Annotated in this window: 15 protein-coding genes; 8 read left to right on the top strand and 7 right to left on the bottom strand. The window is 68.7% G+C overall.

What is annotated here, in order from left to right:
* Positions 1 to 120: 120 nt before the first annotated feature.
* Entirely contained in the window at positions 121 to 1206 is a 1086-nt protein-coding gene (locus V2S85_RS11475; RefSeq protein WP_330702995.1) for a M23 family metallopeptidase, read from the top strand.
* 1 nt (position 1207) lies between these two features.
* Entirely contained in the window at positions 1208 to 1654 is a 447-nt protein-coding gene (locus tag V2S85_RS11480) for a polymer-forming cytoskeletal protein (protein ID WP_330702996.1), read from the top strand.
* 121 nt (positions 1655 to 1775) lie between these two features.
* On the opposite strand, the gene V2S85_RS11485 is transcribed toward V2S85_RS11480, so the two are convergent.
* The 4 genes from V2S85_RS11485 to V2S85_RS11500 form a co-directional block, all read right to left on the bottom strand.
* Entirely contained in the window at positions 1776 to 2483 is a 708-nt protein-coding gene (locus V2S85_RS11485) for a DUF1013 domain-containing protein (RefSeq protein ID WP_330702997.1), read from the bottom strand.
* Positions 2484 to 2643: 160 nt separating this feature from the next.
* Positions 2644 to 3645 (bottom strand): NAD(P)H-quinone oxidoreductase, encoded by a 1002-nt coding sequence (locus V2S85_RS11490; protein ID WP_330702998.1) that lies wholly within the window; start codon positions 3643 to 3645, stop codon positions 2644 to 2646.
* 59 nt (positions 3646 to 3704) lie between these two features.
* Positions 3705 to 4910 (bottom strand): M20 family metallopeptidase, encoded by a 1206-nt coding sequence (locus V2S85_RS11495; RefSeq protein ID WP_330702999.1) that lies wholly within the window; start codon positions 4908 to 4910, stop codon positions 3705 to 3707.
* A gap of 66 nt (positions 4911 to 4976) precedes the next feature.
* On the bottom strand, positions 4977 to 6344 hold the full coding sequence (locus V2S85_RS11500; protein WP_330703000.1) for a lipopolysaccharide biosynthesis protein: 1368 nt from the start codon (positions 6342 to 6344) through the stop codon (positions 4977 to 4979).
* 148 nt (positions 6345 to 6492) lie between these two features.
* On the opposite strand from V2S85_RS11500, the gene V2S85_RS11505 reads away from it, so the two are divergent.
* Positions 6493 to 7248, top strand: a complete 756-nt coding sequence (locus tag V2S85_RS11505) for a phosphocholine cytidylyltransferase family protein (protein ID WP_330703001.1) — start codon at positions 6493 to 6495, stop codon at positions 7246 to 7248.
* Between the two features lie 163 nt (positions 7249 to 7411).
* Here the strand turns inward: V2S85_RS11505 and V2S85_RS11510 are convergent, their stop codons facing one another.
* Together V2S85_RS11510 and V2S85_RS11515 are read right to left on the bottom strand one after the other, a co-directional pair.
* Positions 7412 to 7837, bottom strand: a complete 426-nt coding sequence (locus V2S85_RS11510; protein ID WP_330703002.1) for an HIT family protein — start codon at positions 7835 to 7837, stop codon at positions 7412 to 7414.
* A complete protein-coding gene (locus V2S85_RS11515) occupies positions 7834 to 8976 on the bottom strand; it encodes a CDP-alcohol phosphatidyltransferase family protein (protein ID WP_330703003.1) in 1143 nt (380 codons plus the stop codon). The genes V2S85_RS11510 and V2S85_RS11515 overlap by 4 nt, the downstream gene beginning before the upstream one ends.
* 174 nt (positions 8977 to 9150) lie before the next feature.
* Here V2S85_RS11515 and V2S85_RS11520 point away from each other — a divergent pair, with 174 nt between their 5' ends.
* The 3 genes from V2S85_RS11520 to V2S85_RS11530 all read left to right on the top strand — a co-directional run bounded on the left by V2S85_RS11520 (position 9151) and on the right by V2S85_RS11530 (position 11984).
* Positions 9151 to 10194, top strand: a complete 1044-nt coding sequence (locus V2S85_RS11520) for a diacylglycerol kinase family protein (protein WP_330703004.1) — start codon at positions 9151 to 9153, stop codon at positions 10192 to 10194.
* 90 nt (positions 10195 to 10284) lie between these two features.
* Positions 10285 to 11202, top strand: a complete 918-nt coding sequence (locus tag V2S85_RS11525; protein ID WP_330703005.1) for a hypothetical protein — start codon at positions 10285 to 10287, stop codon at positions 11200 to 11202.
* The gene (locus V2S85_RS11530; protein ID WP_330703006.1) at positions 11199 to 11984 is read left to right on the top strand and encodes a nucleotidyltransferase family protein; all 786 of its coding nucleotides are present in this window, start codon (positions 11199 to 11201) and stop codon (positions 11982 to 11984) included. The genes V2S85_RS11525 and V2S85_RS11530 overlap by 4 nt, the downstream gene beginning before the upstream one ends.
* A 111-nt stretch (positions 11985 to 12095) precedes the next feature.
* On the opposite strand, the gene V2S85_RS11535 is transcribed toward V2S85_RS11530, so the two are convergent.
* On the bottom strand, positions 12096 to 12605 hold the full coding sequence (locus V2S85_RS11535) for a DUF2141 domain-containing protein (protein ID WP_330703007.1): 510 nt from the start codon (positions 12603 to 12605) through the stop codon (positions 12096 to 12098).
* A 290-nt stretch (positions 12606 to 12895) separates the two neighbouring features.
* On the opposite strand from V2S85_RS11535, the gene rpe reads away from it, so the two are divergent.
* Together rpe and V2S85_RS11545 are read left to right on the top strand one after the other, a co-directional pair.
* A complete protein-coding gene (rpe, locus tag V2S85_RS11540; RefSeq protein ID WP_036525820.1) occupies positions 12896 to 13558 on the top strand; it encodes a ribulose-phosphate 3-epimerase in 663 nt (220 codons plus the stop codon).
* Between the two features lie 3 nt (positions 13559 to 13561).
* Positions 13562 to 15436 (top strand): heparinase II/III family protein, encoded by a 1875-nt coding sequence (locus V2S85_RS11545; RefSeq protein ID WP_330703008.1) that lies wholly within the window; start codon positions 13562 to 13564, stop codon positions 15434 to 15436.
* Positions 15437 to 15871: the final 435 nt, after the last annotated feature.

Here is a 15871-nt window from a genome sequence, read left to right on the forward strand (position 1 = left end):
ATGCTAGCTGCACGCTCCGGGACTGAGACATAGATTTCAAGCGGGGTCGTTTTGCCTTCCAAGCCAGCCGAGGTGCTCCTCCAGCGCCTCCGGACGCTATTCCCTGATCGCGAGTTCATCATGCGATCGCAGGGACAGGTCCGTTTCATCCGCGTTTCCTCGCGGGCACAGAAGATCGCTGCGGGGGCGGCTGTCGGTGTGCTCGGGATGTGGGCCGCATCTGTCGGCGCACTCGCGCTTTCGCAATGGTCCGCCGGCAGCGAAAGCGCCGCACTCGCCCAGCGCGCGGCGAGCGTCGCCAAGGCCGAGAAGAACGTCGCCAGGTACCGCGAGAACGTCGCGGCCGACTTGTCGGACCTCGCGCGCCGCCAGCAGTTCATCGAACAGATGGTCGATGCGCATATCGAGGAACTCCCCGAAGAGTCCGGCGATGCGCAGTCCACTGCCAAGCCGGACGCCGAGGCGAAGAAAGTCAGCCTGATCGTGCCCGGCAGCGGCTCTCTGGCCGATGTCGAGGCGAAGCAGTTGGCGCTCGTCGAACGCCTCACCCGTTACGCCGACGGCCGCTCGCAGGCCGCCATGGCCTCGATCCGCCAGCTCGGCATCAACCCCAATGCCATGATCTCGCGCGCGCGCATGGCCGAGGGTGGTCCGCTGGTGAAGCTGGCGACCGGGGCCGACGGCAGCGTCGATCCGCGCTTCCTGACGATGGGCAAGAGCCTTGCCCGCATGGACGCGCTGGAGAACGGCCTGGCCTCGATCCCGCAGGTGAGCCCGGCGCACGTCGCCTATGTCTCGTCCAGCTACGGCTATCGTTCGGACCCCTTCACCGGCGGCGCCGCGTTCCACGCGGGCCTCGACTTCCCAGGGCCGATGGGCTCGCCGATCTATGCCGCCGCCAAGGGGCGCGTTACGTTCGTCGGGCAGAAGTCCGGCTATGGCAACTGCATCGAAGTGACGCACGGCAACGGGCTGATGACCCGCTACGGGCACCTTTCCGGCTTCCGCACCCGTGTGGGTCAGGACGTCGATGCCGGGGCGCTGATCGGTGCGATGGGCAGCACCGGGCGCTCGACCGGCCCGCATCTCCACTTCGAGGTTCGCGTGAACGACCGCCCGGTCAACCCGCGCCCGTTCCTCGAGGCGGCACAACGTCTTCAGGGGGCCAACAAAAGTGCAACAGGGGGCCAGGAGGAGAACCACTGACATGGCCAAGGCCTTCATCAGCTCGCGTGCGAGCATCAACGGCACGAGCTTTTCGATGCTGGGCGGGGACACCGTCATCAGCGGCGATATCACCGCCAGTGCCGACCTGCATATCGACGGCAGCGTCAATGGCGACATAGCGTGCAAGGCCCTGGTCCAGGGCGAAGGCAGCGAGATCAACGGCGCGGTGAGGGCCGAATCGGTGCGCGTCGCCGGGCTCGTGCGCGGATCGGTTTCGGCGCGCGAGGTCGTGATCCTCAAGACCGCGCGGATCGAGGGCGACGTGTCGTACGACACGCTGACCATCGAGCAGGGCGCGCGTCTGGAAGGGCGCCTGTCTCCCAACGGCGGACAGATGCCGCCGTCGATCGCTCGCCTGCCTGCTTCGGCGCCGATCGAGGTCGTCGCCGAGGAAGCGGACGAGGAGCTTTCGGCAGCGGCGGAGTAAGGGCTTCGGCAAGCGCAGCCGTGACCCTTCGACAAGCTCAGCCGAAAGCGGACACGAAAAAGGGGACATGGGATCGGCTCCCATGTCCCCTTTTCGATTCAGCCGTCAGGCCAAAGCGAAGTTACTCGCCGCGGGCCTCGGCGGCTTCGGCAGCGCGCTTGGCTTCGAGCCAGGCGGCGACTTCGGCTTCCTGCGCCGCTTCCGACGCGGCCTGAACCTGCGCCTGACGCTCTGCGCGCAGTTCGTCGATCAAGGCCTGGCGATCGTCGACCAGACGCTCGTCACCTTCACCGGTATCCTGGATGCCCGCCTTCTTCGCGGCCTTGGCGACGAGGGCGTCCAGTTCGCGCTGTGAGCACAGGCCCAGCGTGACCGGGTCCTTGGGGGTGATGTTGGCGATGTTCCAGTGCGAACGGTCGCGGATCGCCGCGATGGTGTTGCGCGTGGTGCCGATCAGCTTGCCGATCTGCGCGTCCGAAACCTCGGGGTGGTTGCGCAGGATCCAGGCGATGCCGTCCGGCTTGTCCTGGCGCTTCGACACCGGGGTGTAGCGCGGGCCCTTGGTACGGTTCTGCGCGAGCGGCACCTTGTGCATGCGCAGCTTGTACTCGGGGTTGGCCTGCCCCTTCTCGATCTCTTCCATCGTCAGCTCGCCCGAGCGAACGGGGTCGCGGCCGGTATACTTGCTGGATGCCAGATCGTCGGCCATCGCCTGCACTTCGAGCATGTGAAGGCCGCAGAATTCTGCGATCTGCTCGAACGTCAGCGCGGTCGTATCGACCAGCCACGAGGCGGTCGCGTGCGGCATCAGCGGAGTGGGCTGGCTCATGTCTCTTATCTCCGGCGGAAACAATAAGGGCCGCCCCTTCGCGGAGCGGCCTCACCGGGTCGATTTAGGGAATTTTTGCCGCAGGAGCAAGCAAAAGGGGCGGAAAATCGCCTCGCCCCGCCGAATGGGCTAGTGAACGGGCGGGCGCGGGCGCCCGATCTCAGGCCTCCAGCACGATCTTGCCGACGTGCGCGCCCGCTTCCATCCGCGTATGCGCGGCGGCCGCCTCGGCCAGCGGGAAGCGGGTATCCATGACCGGCCGCAGCAGCCCTTCGGCGACCAGCGGCCAGGCGCAGTCGAGGATTTCCTGCGCCAGCACGGCCTTGAAGGCATCGCTGCGCGGCCGCAGAGTCGAGCCGGTCAGCACGTAGCGGCGCGACATCACCACCGCCATGTTGATCTCCGCCTTCGCCCCGCCCTGCACCGCGATGGTGACATGCCGGCCATCGGGCGCGAGGCACTTGAGGTTGCGCGGCACGTAGCTGCCCGCCACCATGTCGAGCACCACGTCGACGCCGCGCCCCTCGGTTATGCGCGCGACTTCCTCGACGAAGTCGGTGGCCTTGTAGTCGATCGCGTGGTGCGCGCCGATCTCCAGCGCCGCCGCGCACTTCTCGGGCGAGCCGCAAGTGGCGATCACCGTCAGCCCGAAGTGCCGGCCGAGCATCGCCGCCATCGTGCCGATGCCGCTGGTGCCGCCGTGGACAAGCAGCCACTCTCCCTCGCGCGCATGACCGCGCTCGAAGACGTTGTGCCAGACGGTGAACAGGGTTTCGGGCAGCGCCGCCGCCTCCGCCAGCGAGAGCCCTTCGGGCACCGGCAGGCAGTGGCCCGACTTTGCGATGCAATACTGCGCATAGCCCCCGCCGGTGACGAGCGCGCAGACTTCCTGCCCGGGGACGAATTCGCTGACGCCTTCGCCCAGGGCGGCGATGGTGCCCGAGATTTCCAGCCCCGGTATCGGCGAGGCGCCGGGCGGCGGCGGGTAGTTGCCCAGCCGCTGCACCACGTCGGGCCGGTTCACCCCGGCGAAGGCGACCTTGACGAGCACCTCGCCCGGGCCCGGACGGGGCACGGTAACGGTCTCGGGCCGCAGGACTTCGGGGCCGCCGGGCGCATCGTAGCCAACGGCGGTCATGGTGACAGGAAGGTCAGCTAACATGAACCTCCCTGTGCCACACAAAGCGGGGTCCGGGGAACTCCCTTTATGAGCCGGATCCTTCAGGCGAAACCCTGCTTCAGGAACCGCTCGGCCAGTCCGGCGAGGAAGGCCGAGCCGCGTGGCATCACGCTCTCGTCCACCATCATCCGCGTCGAGTGGATGCCGCAGCACTGGCGCCAGTCCGCGCCCGCATGGCTGACGCCGAGGAAGAACATCGCGCCGGGCACCTGCTCCAGCACATAGGCGAAATCCTCGGCCCCCATGATCGGATCGGCGAGGCGCAGGAAAGCCTCCTCGCCCAGCAGATCGCGCGCCGCCGCCTCGCCGAAGTCCACCGCGCGCGAATCGCACACGGTGACGGGGAAGCCCTCGACGATCTCGACTTCGGCGACGAGGCCGTGCGCCCCGGCGATGCCGGCGGCCAGCAGCGGCAGTTCCTCCTTCAACCGCGCGCGGTTGGCGGCGGAAAGCGTGCGCATCGTGCCCGTCAGCCGGGCGCTGTCGGGAATGACGTTGTGCGCGGTGCCCGCCTCGATCTTCGAGATCGTCACGACGACCGGATCGAACACGCTGAACCGGCGCGCCACCATGGTCTGGATGGCGCCGACGATCTCGCAGGCGATCGGCACCGGGTCCATGGTGTCGTGCGGCATCGAGGCATGGCCGCCGCGTCCGGTGACGGTGATCTTCAGCTGGTCCGCCGCCGCCATGAGCGGCCCGGCCCGCCCGCCGACGATCCCGTGCGGCGCATTGGGCATGACGTGGAGCGCGAAAGCCGCGTCCGGCAGCGACCGGTCGCAGCCCGCGCCGCCGAGCAGCCCGTCCTCCAGCATGAAGCGGGCGCCGTGGTAGCCTTCCTCGCCGGGCTGGAACATGAAGCGGACTTCGCCGGCCAGCGCGTCCACCCGGTCGGCCAGGATCTGCGCGGCGCCGGCCAGCATCGCGACGTGGGTGTCATGCCCGCAGGCGTGCATGACGCCGGGTATGGTCGAGGCGAAGTCGAGCCCGGTCTCCTCGGGCATCGGCAGGGCGTCCATGTCGCCGCGCAAGAGGACGCAGCGCCCCTCCTGCGCACCCCGCAGCGTCGCGACGAGGCCGGTGGTCGAGGGCCCTTCGGCCCACTCCAGCGGCAGGTGGGCGAGCGCCGCGCGGATCTTGTCGCGGGTTTTCGGGGTATGGAGCCCGATCTCCGGCTCCGCATGGATGGCGCGGCGCAGCGCGACGATGCGGTCGGTCAGGGCGGCGGCTTCGGCAACGAGAGTCATCGCCGCATGATACCCCGGCCGCTCGCCCTGTCGAGCCGGGGAGTCAAGCAAGGGAGGCGAGCCGGATTACTCCTCCGGACCGACTTCCGCATCGTCGGGAAGGCCGACCGCGATCTTGCCGCCCTCGACCTGCTTGAGCGTGCGCCAGGCCATCACGCCCATCGCCACGTAGGATACCGCGCCGGCCAGCGCCACGGCCCAGGCCGCTCCGCTCGGACCGATCGGAATGAACTTCCACAGGCCGAAGCCCAGCGCCGCCAGCGCGATCAGCCGCGCCAACAGCGACAGGCGCGCCTTGCCGGTCGAATGCAGCACCGGCTCGAAGGCGACGCTAGCAAGGTCGAAGCTGGCCGCGATCGCCAGCGGCACCAGGATCGAGGCGCCGCTCTCGAAGGCATCGCCGCCGATCATCGCCAGCAACTGCTCGCCCAGGAAATAGGCGACCGCCACCACCGCCAGGCCGGCGCCGCCGGCGATCACGCTGGTCTGCAGCGCCAGCTTGCGGAACTCGTCGGCCTTGGAGGCGACTCGCACGCGCGCCACTTCGGCGTAGACCGAGCGGGTCAGCAGCGTGGAAAGCTTGCTGAGCGCCTGAGAGAGCTGCGCGGCAAGCCGGTAGAGGCCCGCCGCCTTGGTGCCGACCCAGCCGCCGACCACCAGCAGCGGCCCGTTCTTCATCGCCGCGTCGATCGCCGAGCCCATGTAGGTGACGAAGAAGAACTGCGCGACGCCGGGATTCTCGCGGATCGCCCGGCGCAGCTGGAAGAGGTAGGAAATCCGCACCGCCTGCGGGCTCAGCCGCCGGGCCATGATCCAGTAGAGGATGGCCTCGAGGATATCGACCGCCGCCCAGGCCGCCAGGAAGCGCCCGACGCTCGGCCCGGTCGCCCAGATGACGAGCGCCAGCACCAGCCGCCCGCTCGGCACGATGGCCTCCACGTAGACCGCCATGTCGAAGCGGTTGAGCGCACGCACCATGCCGGTCGGCGCCGAAACCAGCGCCCACAGCGAGGCGACGCAGAACCAGAACGCCACGTCGATGAAGGCGGGGTTGAGGTCCAGCATATGCGCGAAGCCGTAGATCAGCACCGCCGCCATGGCGCAGCCGATCACCGCGCCGAGCGCGTCGATCACCCCGCACAACATGCCGAGCCGGCCGAACTTCTCCCAGTCCTTGGCGTGGACGTGCTCGGAACCGTAGCGCACGACGACTCGCCAGGTCTGGAACCCCGCGAGCGAGGTCAGCGCCTGCGCGGTGCCGAAGATCAGCGAGAAGTGGCCGAAATCCTTGAGGCCGAGGGTGCGAGTCTGGATGGCGAGGTACGCCAGGCCGCAGATCGCGCCGAAGCCCTTGCCGCCGAGCAGCCAGGCGGTGTTCTGGAGAATCCGCCCTAGCGGAGATGCGCTCTCCTGGCGGTAGCGTTTGGCGGACATTGGCTCGCATTTGGACGAGGGGGCGGTCAGTTGCAAGGGTATCGCTCGTTCTATGTACGGATGCAGGACAGGATCGCCCCCGCCGGAGCTTTCCCTTTCGCGTCGCAGTCGCTAGATGGCCCCCTCCCCCAAACAGACTGAACGCACCATGATCGAACATGCCATCCTCCTCAGCGCCGGACAGGGCTCGCGCCTGCTGCCCCTTACCGCCGAGCGCCCCAAGTGCCTGATCGACTTCTCCGGCCGCTCGCTGATCGCCTGGCAGATCGAGATGCTGGCGCGCGGCGGGGTGAAGCGGATCGACGTGGTCACCGGCTTCATGACCGACATGCTGGAGGCGCACCTCGCCGCCATCCGCGACCCGCGCGTGGAGATCACGGTGCGCTTCAACCCGTTCTTCAAGGTGGCCGACAACCTCGGCTCCTGCTGGATCGCGCGTGAGGCGATGCGCGGCGATTTCCTCATCCTCAACGGCGACACGCTGGTTTCGGAGGAGATCGTCCGCAAGGTCCAGCAGGGCGCGGCGGGCCCGGACGGCAAGCCCTGGCCGATCACCGTGACGGTGGACGTCAAGGCGGACGGCTACGACAGCGACGACATGAAGGTGGAACGCAGCCCCGAAGGCCGCCTCGTCCACATCGGCAAGACGCTGACGGCGGCGCAGTCGAATGCCGAATCGATCGGCTTCCTGGCCTTCCGCGGCGAAGGCGCCGACGTGTTCCGCGAAACCGTGCGCCAGGCCATGCGCACGCCCGAGGGTGTCCAGCACTGGTATCTCAAGGTCATCGATTCGATCGCGCCCACCGGCAAGGTCGGCACCGTCTCGATCGAGGGGCTGGACTGGGCCGAGGTGGACTTCCTCAACGACATCGAGATCGCGACGAAGCTGACCGATACCTGGTGAGGTAGGGGGAGGGCCCATCTTGGCCGTCTGACACGATCGTCATCCCGGCGAATGCCGGGACCGTGGGCGGTCTTTAGGCGCGCCCTTGCTTCAGAGCGCCTCGCCGCACACTATCGCCTCAAGATTTGGCCACGCTCCCGGCATCCGCCGGGATGACGCAAGATCAGAACCACCCCTTCAGCCACGCCACCAGCGCGTCGAGGTCCGCGCCCTCCAGCGCCACCGCGTGGCCGAGGTCGGGCACTTTGGGCCAGCCGCAGTCGACGAACTCGCGCCCCTGCCATTCGCGCACGCCTTCGTAGCGGGGGATGACGTGGAAATGGACGTGCGGGTCCACCATCATCAGCATCAGGTAGTTGAGCCTAGCATAGCCCACCGCCTTGCCCAGCGCCGCCTCGATCGCGGCAGTCACCGTCTTGAGTTCGGCATGCGCATCGGCCGGGAGATCGCCGAATGCGGTCGCATCGCTCTTCGCCGCCAGCACCAGCGCGCCGAGCGTGGGCTGTGCCGGGCGGGCCAGCACGGCCCAGTGGTCGAATTCGACCACCAAAGTCGCGGGCCAACCGAATTTCTCGAAAGTCGCGTTCACCGGTCCTGTCCTTCCGCCAGCCACGAGACGATCCTGCCACCGCGCGCCTTCACGATCCAGGCCTGCACCAGCCGCACCGCATGGACCAGGCACGACAGCGCCGTCCACCAGGCCACCGCGATCAGGCCGAGGTCGGGCCGCGCGAAGACCATCGCCACGAAGAGGATCACCATGTTGGGATTGCGCCGCGCGGTGAAGAGGCGGAAGCGGCTGTCGAAGCGCTCCCAGACATGGATGTGCATGCCGGCGAATCGGATGAACGCGCCCTCGATCAGGCGCTGCACCACGTAGCCGCCCTGGATCGCGCCCTGCACCCACCAGAACGTCGCGTGGTCGTAGGCCATGCCCCAGTAGGCCAGGCCGGTCGCCCAGAACCACCACCAGAACGGCGGGTGGACAAGGTCCATGCCGTGATCGAACACGTTGCCCCAGGCCGAGGAGGTGATCGTGCAGCGCGCCAGCTTGCCGTCCACGGTGTCGAGCACCATGAACACCAGCCCCAGCGCCATACCCAGCCAGTAATGGCCGTAGGCGAACAGCACCGTCGCGACCACGCAGAACGCCGCGCCGATGGTGGTGACCATGTTCGGCGTCACGCCCAGCCTGGCGCAGATCCGCGTGAGCACGAGCGCCCATTCGGGCCACAGGTACTTGGTGAGGACATCGGTGACGCCCTTGTAGGCGCCGAAGTAGCTGGCCCGCTCGATCGGCCGCAGCGTCGAAGGGGTCAGCGCCATCAGGAACGGCGTCTCACGCTTGCGCAACTGCTTGTTCTCGATCGTCGGCCCGTCCTCGTACGCCACGAGTTCGAGCCCGGCGGCATCGTCGACGGGTCGCCCCTCGCCCATGGCCCGGGCGATTCGCGCCGCCTGGTCCGCGTCGGCGGCATGGGCAAGGGCGGGAACACCGCCCAGGGTCAGTACCGTGCCCGGCCGGCCGGTGATGTTTCCGAACCACGCCGGATCCCAGGCGAAGGCCGCATTCGACAGGATCGCAGGGCCTTGCGGGACCGTCTCGACCGGGTCGAGCCCCGCCGCGCGGGCGATCCGGCCGACCCGCCGGGCGGGGCTCAGACCCCAGAGCCTCACGGGATTCTCGCCGATCGTCGCCACCGGCAGCACATGTGTATTCTGGACCATGGACCGGCAGGTAGTGGCTCTCGGCGGCAGTGACAATCGCCGCCTGACCCGCTTTCGCCACAGGCGTGTCGATCCGATCACAATACCCTTGCCGACGCCATGAAACTGTAACCCAAATGTGTCAGAGCATATTTGTGGGTGATTTTACGGGCGAGCGACACTAAATAGGCGCCCGTGCACGGAAGCATTCATACGTTCGAAACGCTGCCGATCTTCGGTGAGCTTGGTCGCCGCGATGGCGCGCGCACCGTCCGGCCTGTCCGCCGCGGGCGCGCGGTGCCGCTCGTCGGCATCGTCCGCAACCCGCGCAGCCATCGCAACAAGGGCATCAAGCCCGAGATGGCGGACTGCTCCAACATCCTGACGCAGACCCCCTCCACGCGTGAGGAACTGCACTATACGCTGGCCGAATTCGCGCGGCGCGGGATCGACTACCTCGTGGTCGATGGCGGCGACGGCACCGTGCGCGACGCGCTGTCCGCCGGCGCCGACATCTTCGGCAACGACTGGCCGACCGTGATCGTGCTGCCCAAGGGCAAGACCAACGCGCTGGCGGTCGATCTCGGCCTGCCCAACAAGTGGTCGCTGGCCGAGGCGCTGGGCGCCGCCCATCGCGGCCGCACGGTCGAGCGCGCGCCGCTGCGAATCTCTCCCATCGACGGCACCGCGCGCTGCGTGCAGGGCTTCATCCTGGGTACCGGCGTCTTCTCGATCGCCACCGAGGCCGGGCAGGAAGCGCACCGGCGCGGCCTGTTCAACAGCTTCGCGGTCGGCCTGACGATCCTGTGGGGCATCATGCAGACGCTGTTCGGCGGCGCCCGCAACGCCTGGCGCGCCTGCACCCCCACCCGCATCGTCGATCGCCGCACCGGCGAGCACCTGCCCTATCGCGGGCCGGGCAACCAGGAACAGCGCTACCTGACCATCGCCACCACTTTCGAGCGCTTTCCGCTCGGAGCCAAGCCGTTCGGCCGCAATCCCGCGCCGGGGCTCAAGCTGGCGGTGATCGATTGGCCGGTGCGCTGGCTGATCGCGCTGCTGCCGGCGATGATGTTCGGGTTCAGCCTGCCCATTTTCGCCCGCAAGGGAGCCCAGCGGGTCAGCGCCAGCGAAGTCGAACTCGACATCGGCGGCACGTTCATCCTCGACGGCGAGGCATTCCCGGCGGGCCGCTACGTGCTCGGCGAAGGCCCGCAGATCAACTTCGTGGTTCCCTGACGTCATAGTCGGGCCCGGTCGTCACGGCCAGTCGTCACGGCCGATCGTCACGGGTTGTAATTCGCGTGGGCCTGTCCGATGGACGCGACGATGACTGCAACTTCTCCCCTGGATCAGCGCATCGCCGCCGCCCTCGCGCGCGAAGTCGTGCCCGAGGTCCGCGCCTTCGCCGAGCGCCTCGGCAGCGCGGCAGGCGCGCTGGGCGTGCTGTTCTACGGATCGAACCTGCGCACCGGATCGCTGGAGGGCGTGCTCGACTTCTACGTGCTGCTGCCCGGCGCGCAGGTCGAGCGGATCTGGCCGCGCGTAAGCTACCACGAATGGACGTACGGCGGCGTGCCCTTGCGCGCCAAGGTGGCGACGATGGCGCTGGAAACTTTCCGCGCCGCCGCCGCCGGAGAGCGCGTGGACACCACGATCTGGGCCCGCTTCGTCCAGCCCAGCGGCCTCGCGTGGGTGAATGATGCGGCGGATGACGAAACCGCAGGCCCGGCGATCGCACGGGCCGTCGCCAGCGCGGCGCGGACCGCCGCCCGGCTGGCGGTGGCGCTCGGCCCCGAGGAGGGCACCCCCGAGGACTACTGGCGCGCCTTGTTCCGCGCGACCTACGCCGCCGAGTTCCGCGTCGAGCAGGCCGGCCGCGAGGATTCGATCCTCGCCGCCAACCGCGCGCATTTCGACGGGCTGCTGCCGCTGGCGCTGGACGGCGCCGGGATCGCCTTTACCCAGGACGGCGAACGCCTGCGCCCCGCCCTCGCCCCGGCGGAACGGGCCCGCATCCTCGGCTGGTGGACGCGGCGGCGCCGGCTGGGCAAGCCCTACAACGTCCTGCGCCTGCTCAAGGCCTCGACCACCTTCGAGGGCGCCGCGCGCTATGCCGCCTGGAAGATCGAGCGCCACACCGGCATTCCCGTGAAGATCACCCCCTGGCGCGAGCGCCACCCCATCCTCTCCGCCCCCGGCGTGCTGTGGCAGGTCTGGCGCGGCAAGCGGACGCGCATCGCATGAATTCTCCCGCCGCGCTCATTCTGGCCGGATCGCGCCCCGGCGCGGTCGATCCCGTCGCCGCCGCCGAGGGCGTCGCGCACAAGTCGCTGGTGGAGATCGCCGGACGGCCGATGCTGGCCCTCGTCGTCGCCGCGCTGCGCGAGGCCGGCATCGCGCGGATCGCGGTCTCGGCCAGTGACGACGCGGTGCGCGCGCTGGCCCTCGCGCTCGGCTGCGAGGTGCTCGATACCGGCAGCGGCCCCAGCGCCAGCGTCGCCATCGGCCTGGAAGCCCTGGGCGCGCCGCTGCTCGTCACCACCAGCGACCATGCCCTGCTGCAGGGCGCCTGGGTGCGCGATTTCCTGGCGGACACGCCGGCAGGCAGCGACGTCGCCATCCTCCTCGCCCGGCGCGAGGCGATCGAGGCGGCGATGCCCGGCAGCCGCCGCACGTACTTGCGCTTCGCCGACGGCCACTGGTCCGGCTGCAACCTGTTCCTGCTGGCGACCCCGCGCGCGGGGCTGGCGATCGAGACCTGGAAGATGGTCGAGGCCGACCGCAAGCGCCCCTGGCGCATCGCCGCGCGGCTGGGGGCGGGGATGCTGCTGGGCTACGCGCTCGGCCGCCTGACGCTGGCGGATGCGATCGCGAAGCTGGGCCGCAAGATCGGCGTCGCGGCGGCCCTCGTGCCCGCACGCGACGGGCTGGCGGCGGTGGACGTGGACAAGCCGTCCGACCTCGTCGATGCAAGAGCGATCCTGGCGCAGCGCGCTGCCGATGGGGCTTCGACAGGCTCAGCCTGAGCGGAATCGGGAGACTTACTTCACCCCCGCTCAGCCTGAGCGGAATTGGGAAATTTACTCCGCCCCCGCTCACCCTGAGCTTGTCGAAGGGTCAGGCAGTGACGCGCACCGTTACATATACTTCATCTGGATCCGGATCGACTTCACGCCCTCGCCCACCGGCACGCCGACCTTGGTGTAGCTGGGCTTGCCGAGATTGAAGATGTTGATCGAGGGGTTGTTGGACATCGCCCCGCCATCGGTGCGGATGTCGGTCTCTCCGTTGCCGTTGACGTCGTGGCGCACGGCGATCCCGTAGGAGCCCGAGGCGGGCACCGGGACGCAGAAGCTCATCGAGCCCGCCCGCGCCGGCACCTCGATGCGCGACAGCCACTTGCCCTTGACCAGCCACTCGCCCGAGGTCGCGCGGTAGGACTGGACGCGCACCTTGCCCGAGGACGACTTGATACCGTCCACCGTCACCATGATCGCGGGGCCGCGATCGGACTGGCAGCGGCCCATCTCGTTGCGGATTTCGTTGCGATAGGGCTCCGCCATCGCCGGGGCCGGCGCGGCAAGACCCGCCGCGGCGAGCAGGGCTCCGGCGGCAAGGGTACGGTGCGGAAGCTTCGTCTTGGTCATCTCTTTCCCGTGCGATCAGCGTGCGGACTCATGCCGGCTCGTGGCCGCATGAAACCCGTATCGAGGGCCCAGGTGCCCGAAATGCCGTGAACACGCACTGAATTTCCTGTTCGGTGCGATCTGGAAATCCGCCTCGGGCGGATTTCGCGGCACCGGCCCGTCGCAGCATGCCGGAAACCGCGCGGCGCGGCCCTTGCCACCAGATCGCGTGTGGAAAACGCTGGCACGGGCGCTTGTGGCCCCAAGATCTAGTGGCGTATCGCTGGGAAAAGGAGCGCTCGTTTCCCACCATGACAATCCCGCTGATTTCCCCTTCGATCCTGTCCGCCGACTTCGCCCGGCTCGGAGAGGAAGTGCGCGCCATCGACGAGGCCGGTTGCGACTGGATCCACGTCGATGTCATGGACGGCCACTTCGTCCCCAACATCACCATCGGCCCGGCCGTGGTGAAGGCCCTGCGCCCGCACAGCGCCAAACCCTTCGACGTCCACCTGATGATCTCTCCGGTCGACGCCTACCTCGAAGCCTTCGCGGACGCGGGCGCGGACTACATCACCGTCCACCCCGAGGCCGGGCCGCACGTCCACCGCACGGTGCAGACGATCCACAATCTCGGCAAGAAGGCCGGTATCTCGCTGAACCCGGCGACCCCGGCCAAGATGCTCGACTACCTGATCGACGACATCGACCTCGTCCTCATCATGAGCGTCAACCCCGGCTTCGGCGGCCAGAGCTTCATCTCCAGCCAGCTTCGCAAGATCGAGGCGGTGCGCAAGATGATCGACAAGTCCGGCCGCGACATCCGCCTCGAAGTGGACGGCGGCGTCGATGCCAAGACCGCGCCGCTGTGCGTCTCGGCCGGTGCCGACGTGCTGGTGGCGGGCTCCGCGACCTTCAAGGGCGGGCCGTCGCAGTATGCGGCGAACATCAAGACCCTCAAGGGCCTCGAATAAGGCATGGGCGCCGACACCCGCTTCAGCCCGGCGGCATGGAACCCGGACAACGCCCGGGCGCTTCCCCTGTCGCGTGAGACTGAGGAGGGTGTGGTGACCGGAATTGCTGACAACCGCGCGCCCGCTCCGGCCGAAACGCCCCATATCGAACCGGGCCGTGCGCTGGCGCTGGTCGATTTCTCGCCGCCGTCCGTGGGCGTCGGCGAACGGCTGATCCGCATGGCCTATCGCCTCGGCGTGCCCGGCGCGATGCTGTCCGGGCCGATGGGCAAGAAGGCGCGCACCCGCCTGCTGGCGACCGTCAACAACACCCTGCCCGGCAATCGCGCGGCAGGCACCGCGATCCGGGCCGGGCACTTCCTCGTCCACGGCGCCAAGACGCCGATCGCGCAAGTCGATTTCGCCGGTGCCGCGCGCGTCACCCCGCCGCTGGAGAAGGTGGTCCACTCCTTCTCGTGGCTCACCGACCTCGAAGCCTGCGCCGCGCGCGAACAGGCCGCGCCGGTGGCGGAACGCATTCTCATGGCCTGGCTCCAGGCCAATCCCAAGCCCCCCGCCAAGCCGGGTAAGGGCCCCGCGTGGAGCGTCGGCAACACCGGCGCGCGCCTAGCCAACTGGCTGGCCCATGCCCCGCTGATCCTCTCGGGCGAGAAGGCGCTGCGCATCCGCACGCTGGCGCACATCGCCGCCACCGCGCGCTGGCTCGATCGCCACGTCACCAATGCCGAGGACGGTCTTGCCGAAGTGGCGGGCTGGGTCGGCATCGTCGCCGCCGGACTACTGCTGCCCGACGGCCGCCCCCGCCGCCTTTATGGCGAGGCCGGGCTGATCAAGGCGCTCGGCGAACTGATGGGCGACGACGGCGGCGTCCTGTCGCGCAGCCCGCTGGCGCAGATGGAGGCGATCGCACTGCTGGTGCGGCTGCGCGGCTGCTATCACGCCACCCGCCGCGATGCCCCGCCCGCCGTTGAGCGCGTGGTCGAACTGCTGGTGCCGCCGCTGCTGGCGCTGACGCACGGCGACGGCGGCCTCGGTTCGTGGCAGGGCGGCTGGGCCGTCGACGGCGCCGACGTCGAGGCGCTGATCCAGGCCAGCGGCGTGCGCACCCGCCCCTTACGCGACGTCCGCCAATGGGGCTACCAGCGCGTTTCGGCACACAAGTCGATCCTGCAGTTCGATACCGCGCCGCCGCCGATGCCCGCGCAGGCCCGCTTCGGCTGCGCCTCGACGCTGGCTTTCGAGTTCTCCCACGGGCCGCACCGCATCGTCGTCAACTGCGGCGGCGCGGCGAGCGGCGGCGGGCTGGTCCCGGTGCGGTTGGAACAGGGCCTGCGGGCGACGGCGGCGCATTCGACGCTGACCCTCGATGATGCGAATTCCACGGCCGTGTTGATCAACGGCATGATCGGATCGGGCGTCACCGAAGTGGCGGTGGATCGCAAGACACTGCCGCAGGAAACCGGCTCCAACGCCACGCGGCTGGAGGCCAGTCACAACGGCTACGCCACCCGCTATGGCCTGACCCACCAGCGCATCCTGCTGCTGCGCGACGACGGCAGCGAACTACGCGGCGAAGACCTGCTGCTTCCGGCGGGCAAGAAGGGCAAGCGCGGCAAGGTCGGCTTCGCGATCCGCTTCCACCTTGGCCCCGACGTGGACGTCAGCGTCACCGCCGACGGCAAGGGCGCCGGACTCTCGCTGCCCGACGGCAGCTACTGGCAGTTCCGCTCCGCCACCGACGAGGGCGAGATGACGGTCGAGGATTCGCTGTGGGTCGATGGTCAGGGTCGCCCGCAGGCGACGCAGCAGATCGTCATGCAGGGCATGGTCTCACGCGGCGGCGGGACTTTCGGATGGATCATCAAGAAGATGAATTGAGCAAGCGCACGACTTGAAGACATGCACCAGGCGGTGTATATCGAATGCGCAGTCTGAACATTGATGATAAATCACCTCAGAAACAAGAGAGGCGCGCTATGCCAGTAGCGCGCCTCTCGCCGTTTGGGGGACGGGTGCCAGCCCATCCCCCGCCCGTCATCACTTGTTACGGCCCATCTCCACGATCTTGAGAACAAGCGTCGTGAAGGCGAAGCACGCCATGACGATTAGGATTGCAGTCTTTATATCAATGATAATCACCCCCTTGCTGCAGCGGGAATTCGGGTTTCCCCGCGCTGCCCCAGCGGCTTAGCCGAAAACGGCGAGCGGCAGCGGTTAACGCTCCTTCACCGTCCCGCCCCCTCTACGGCCCGGAAAACCGCCCCGCCCTTGCCCCCGTGGCCCTGCCGTCCTAAGGGCGCGCGCAAAGAGCCA

It is taken from the genome of Novosphingobium resinovorum (genome assembly GCF_036352595.1).
GTDB classification, from domain to species: domain Bacteria; phylum Pseudomonadota; class Alphaproteobacteria; order Sphingomonadales; family Sphingomonadaceae; genus Novosphingobium; species Novosphingobium resinovorum_B.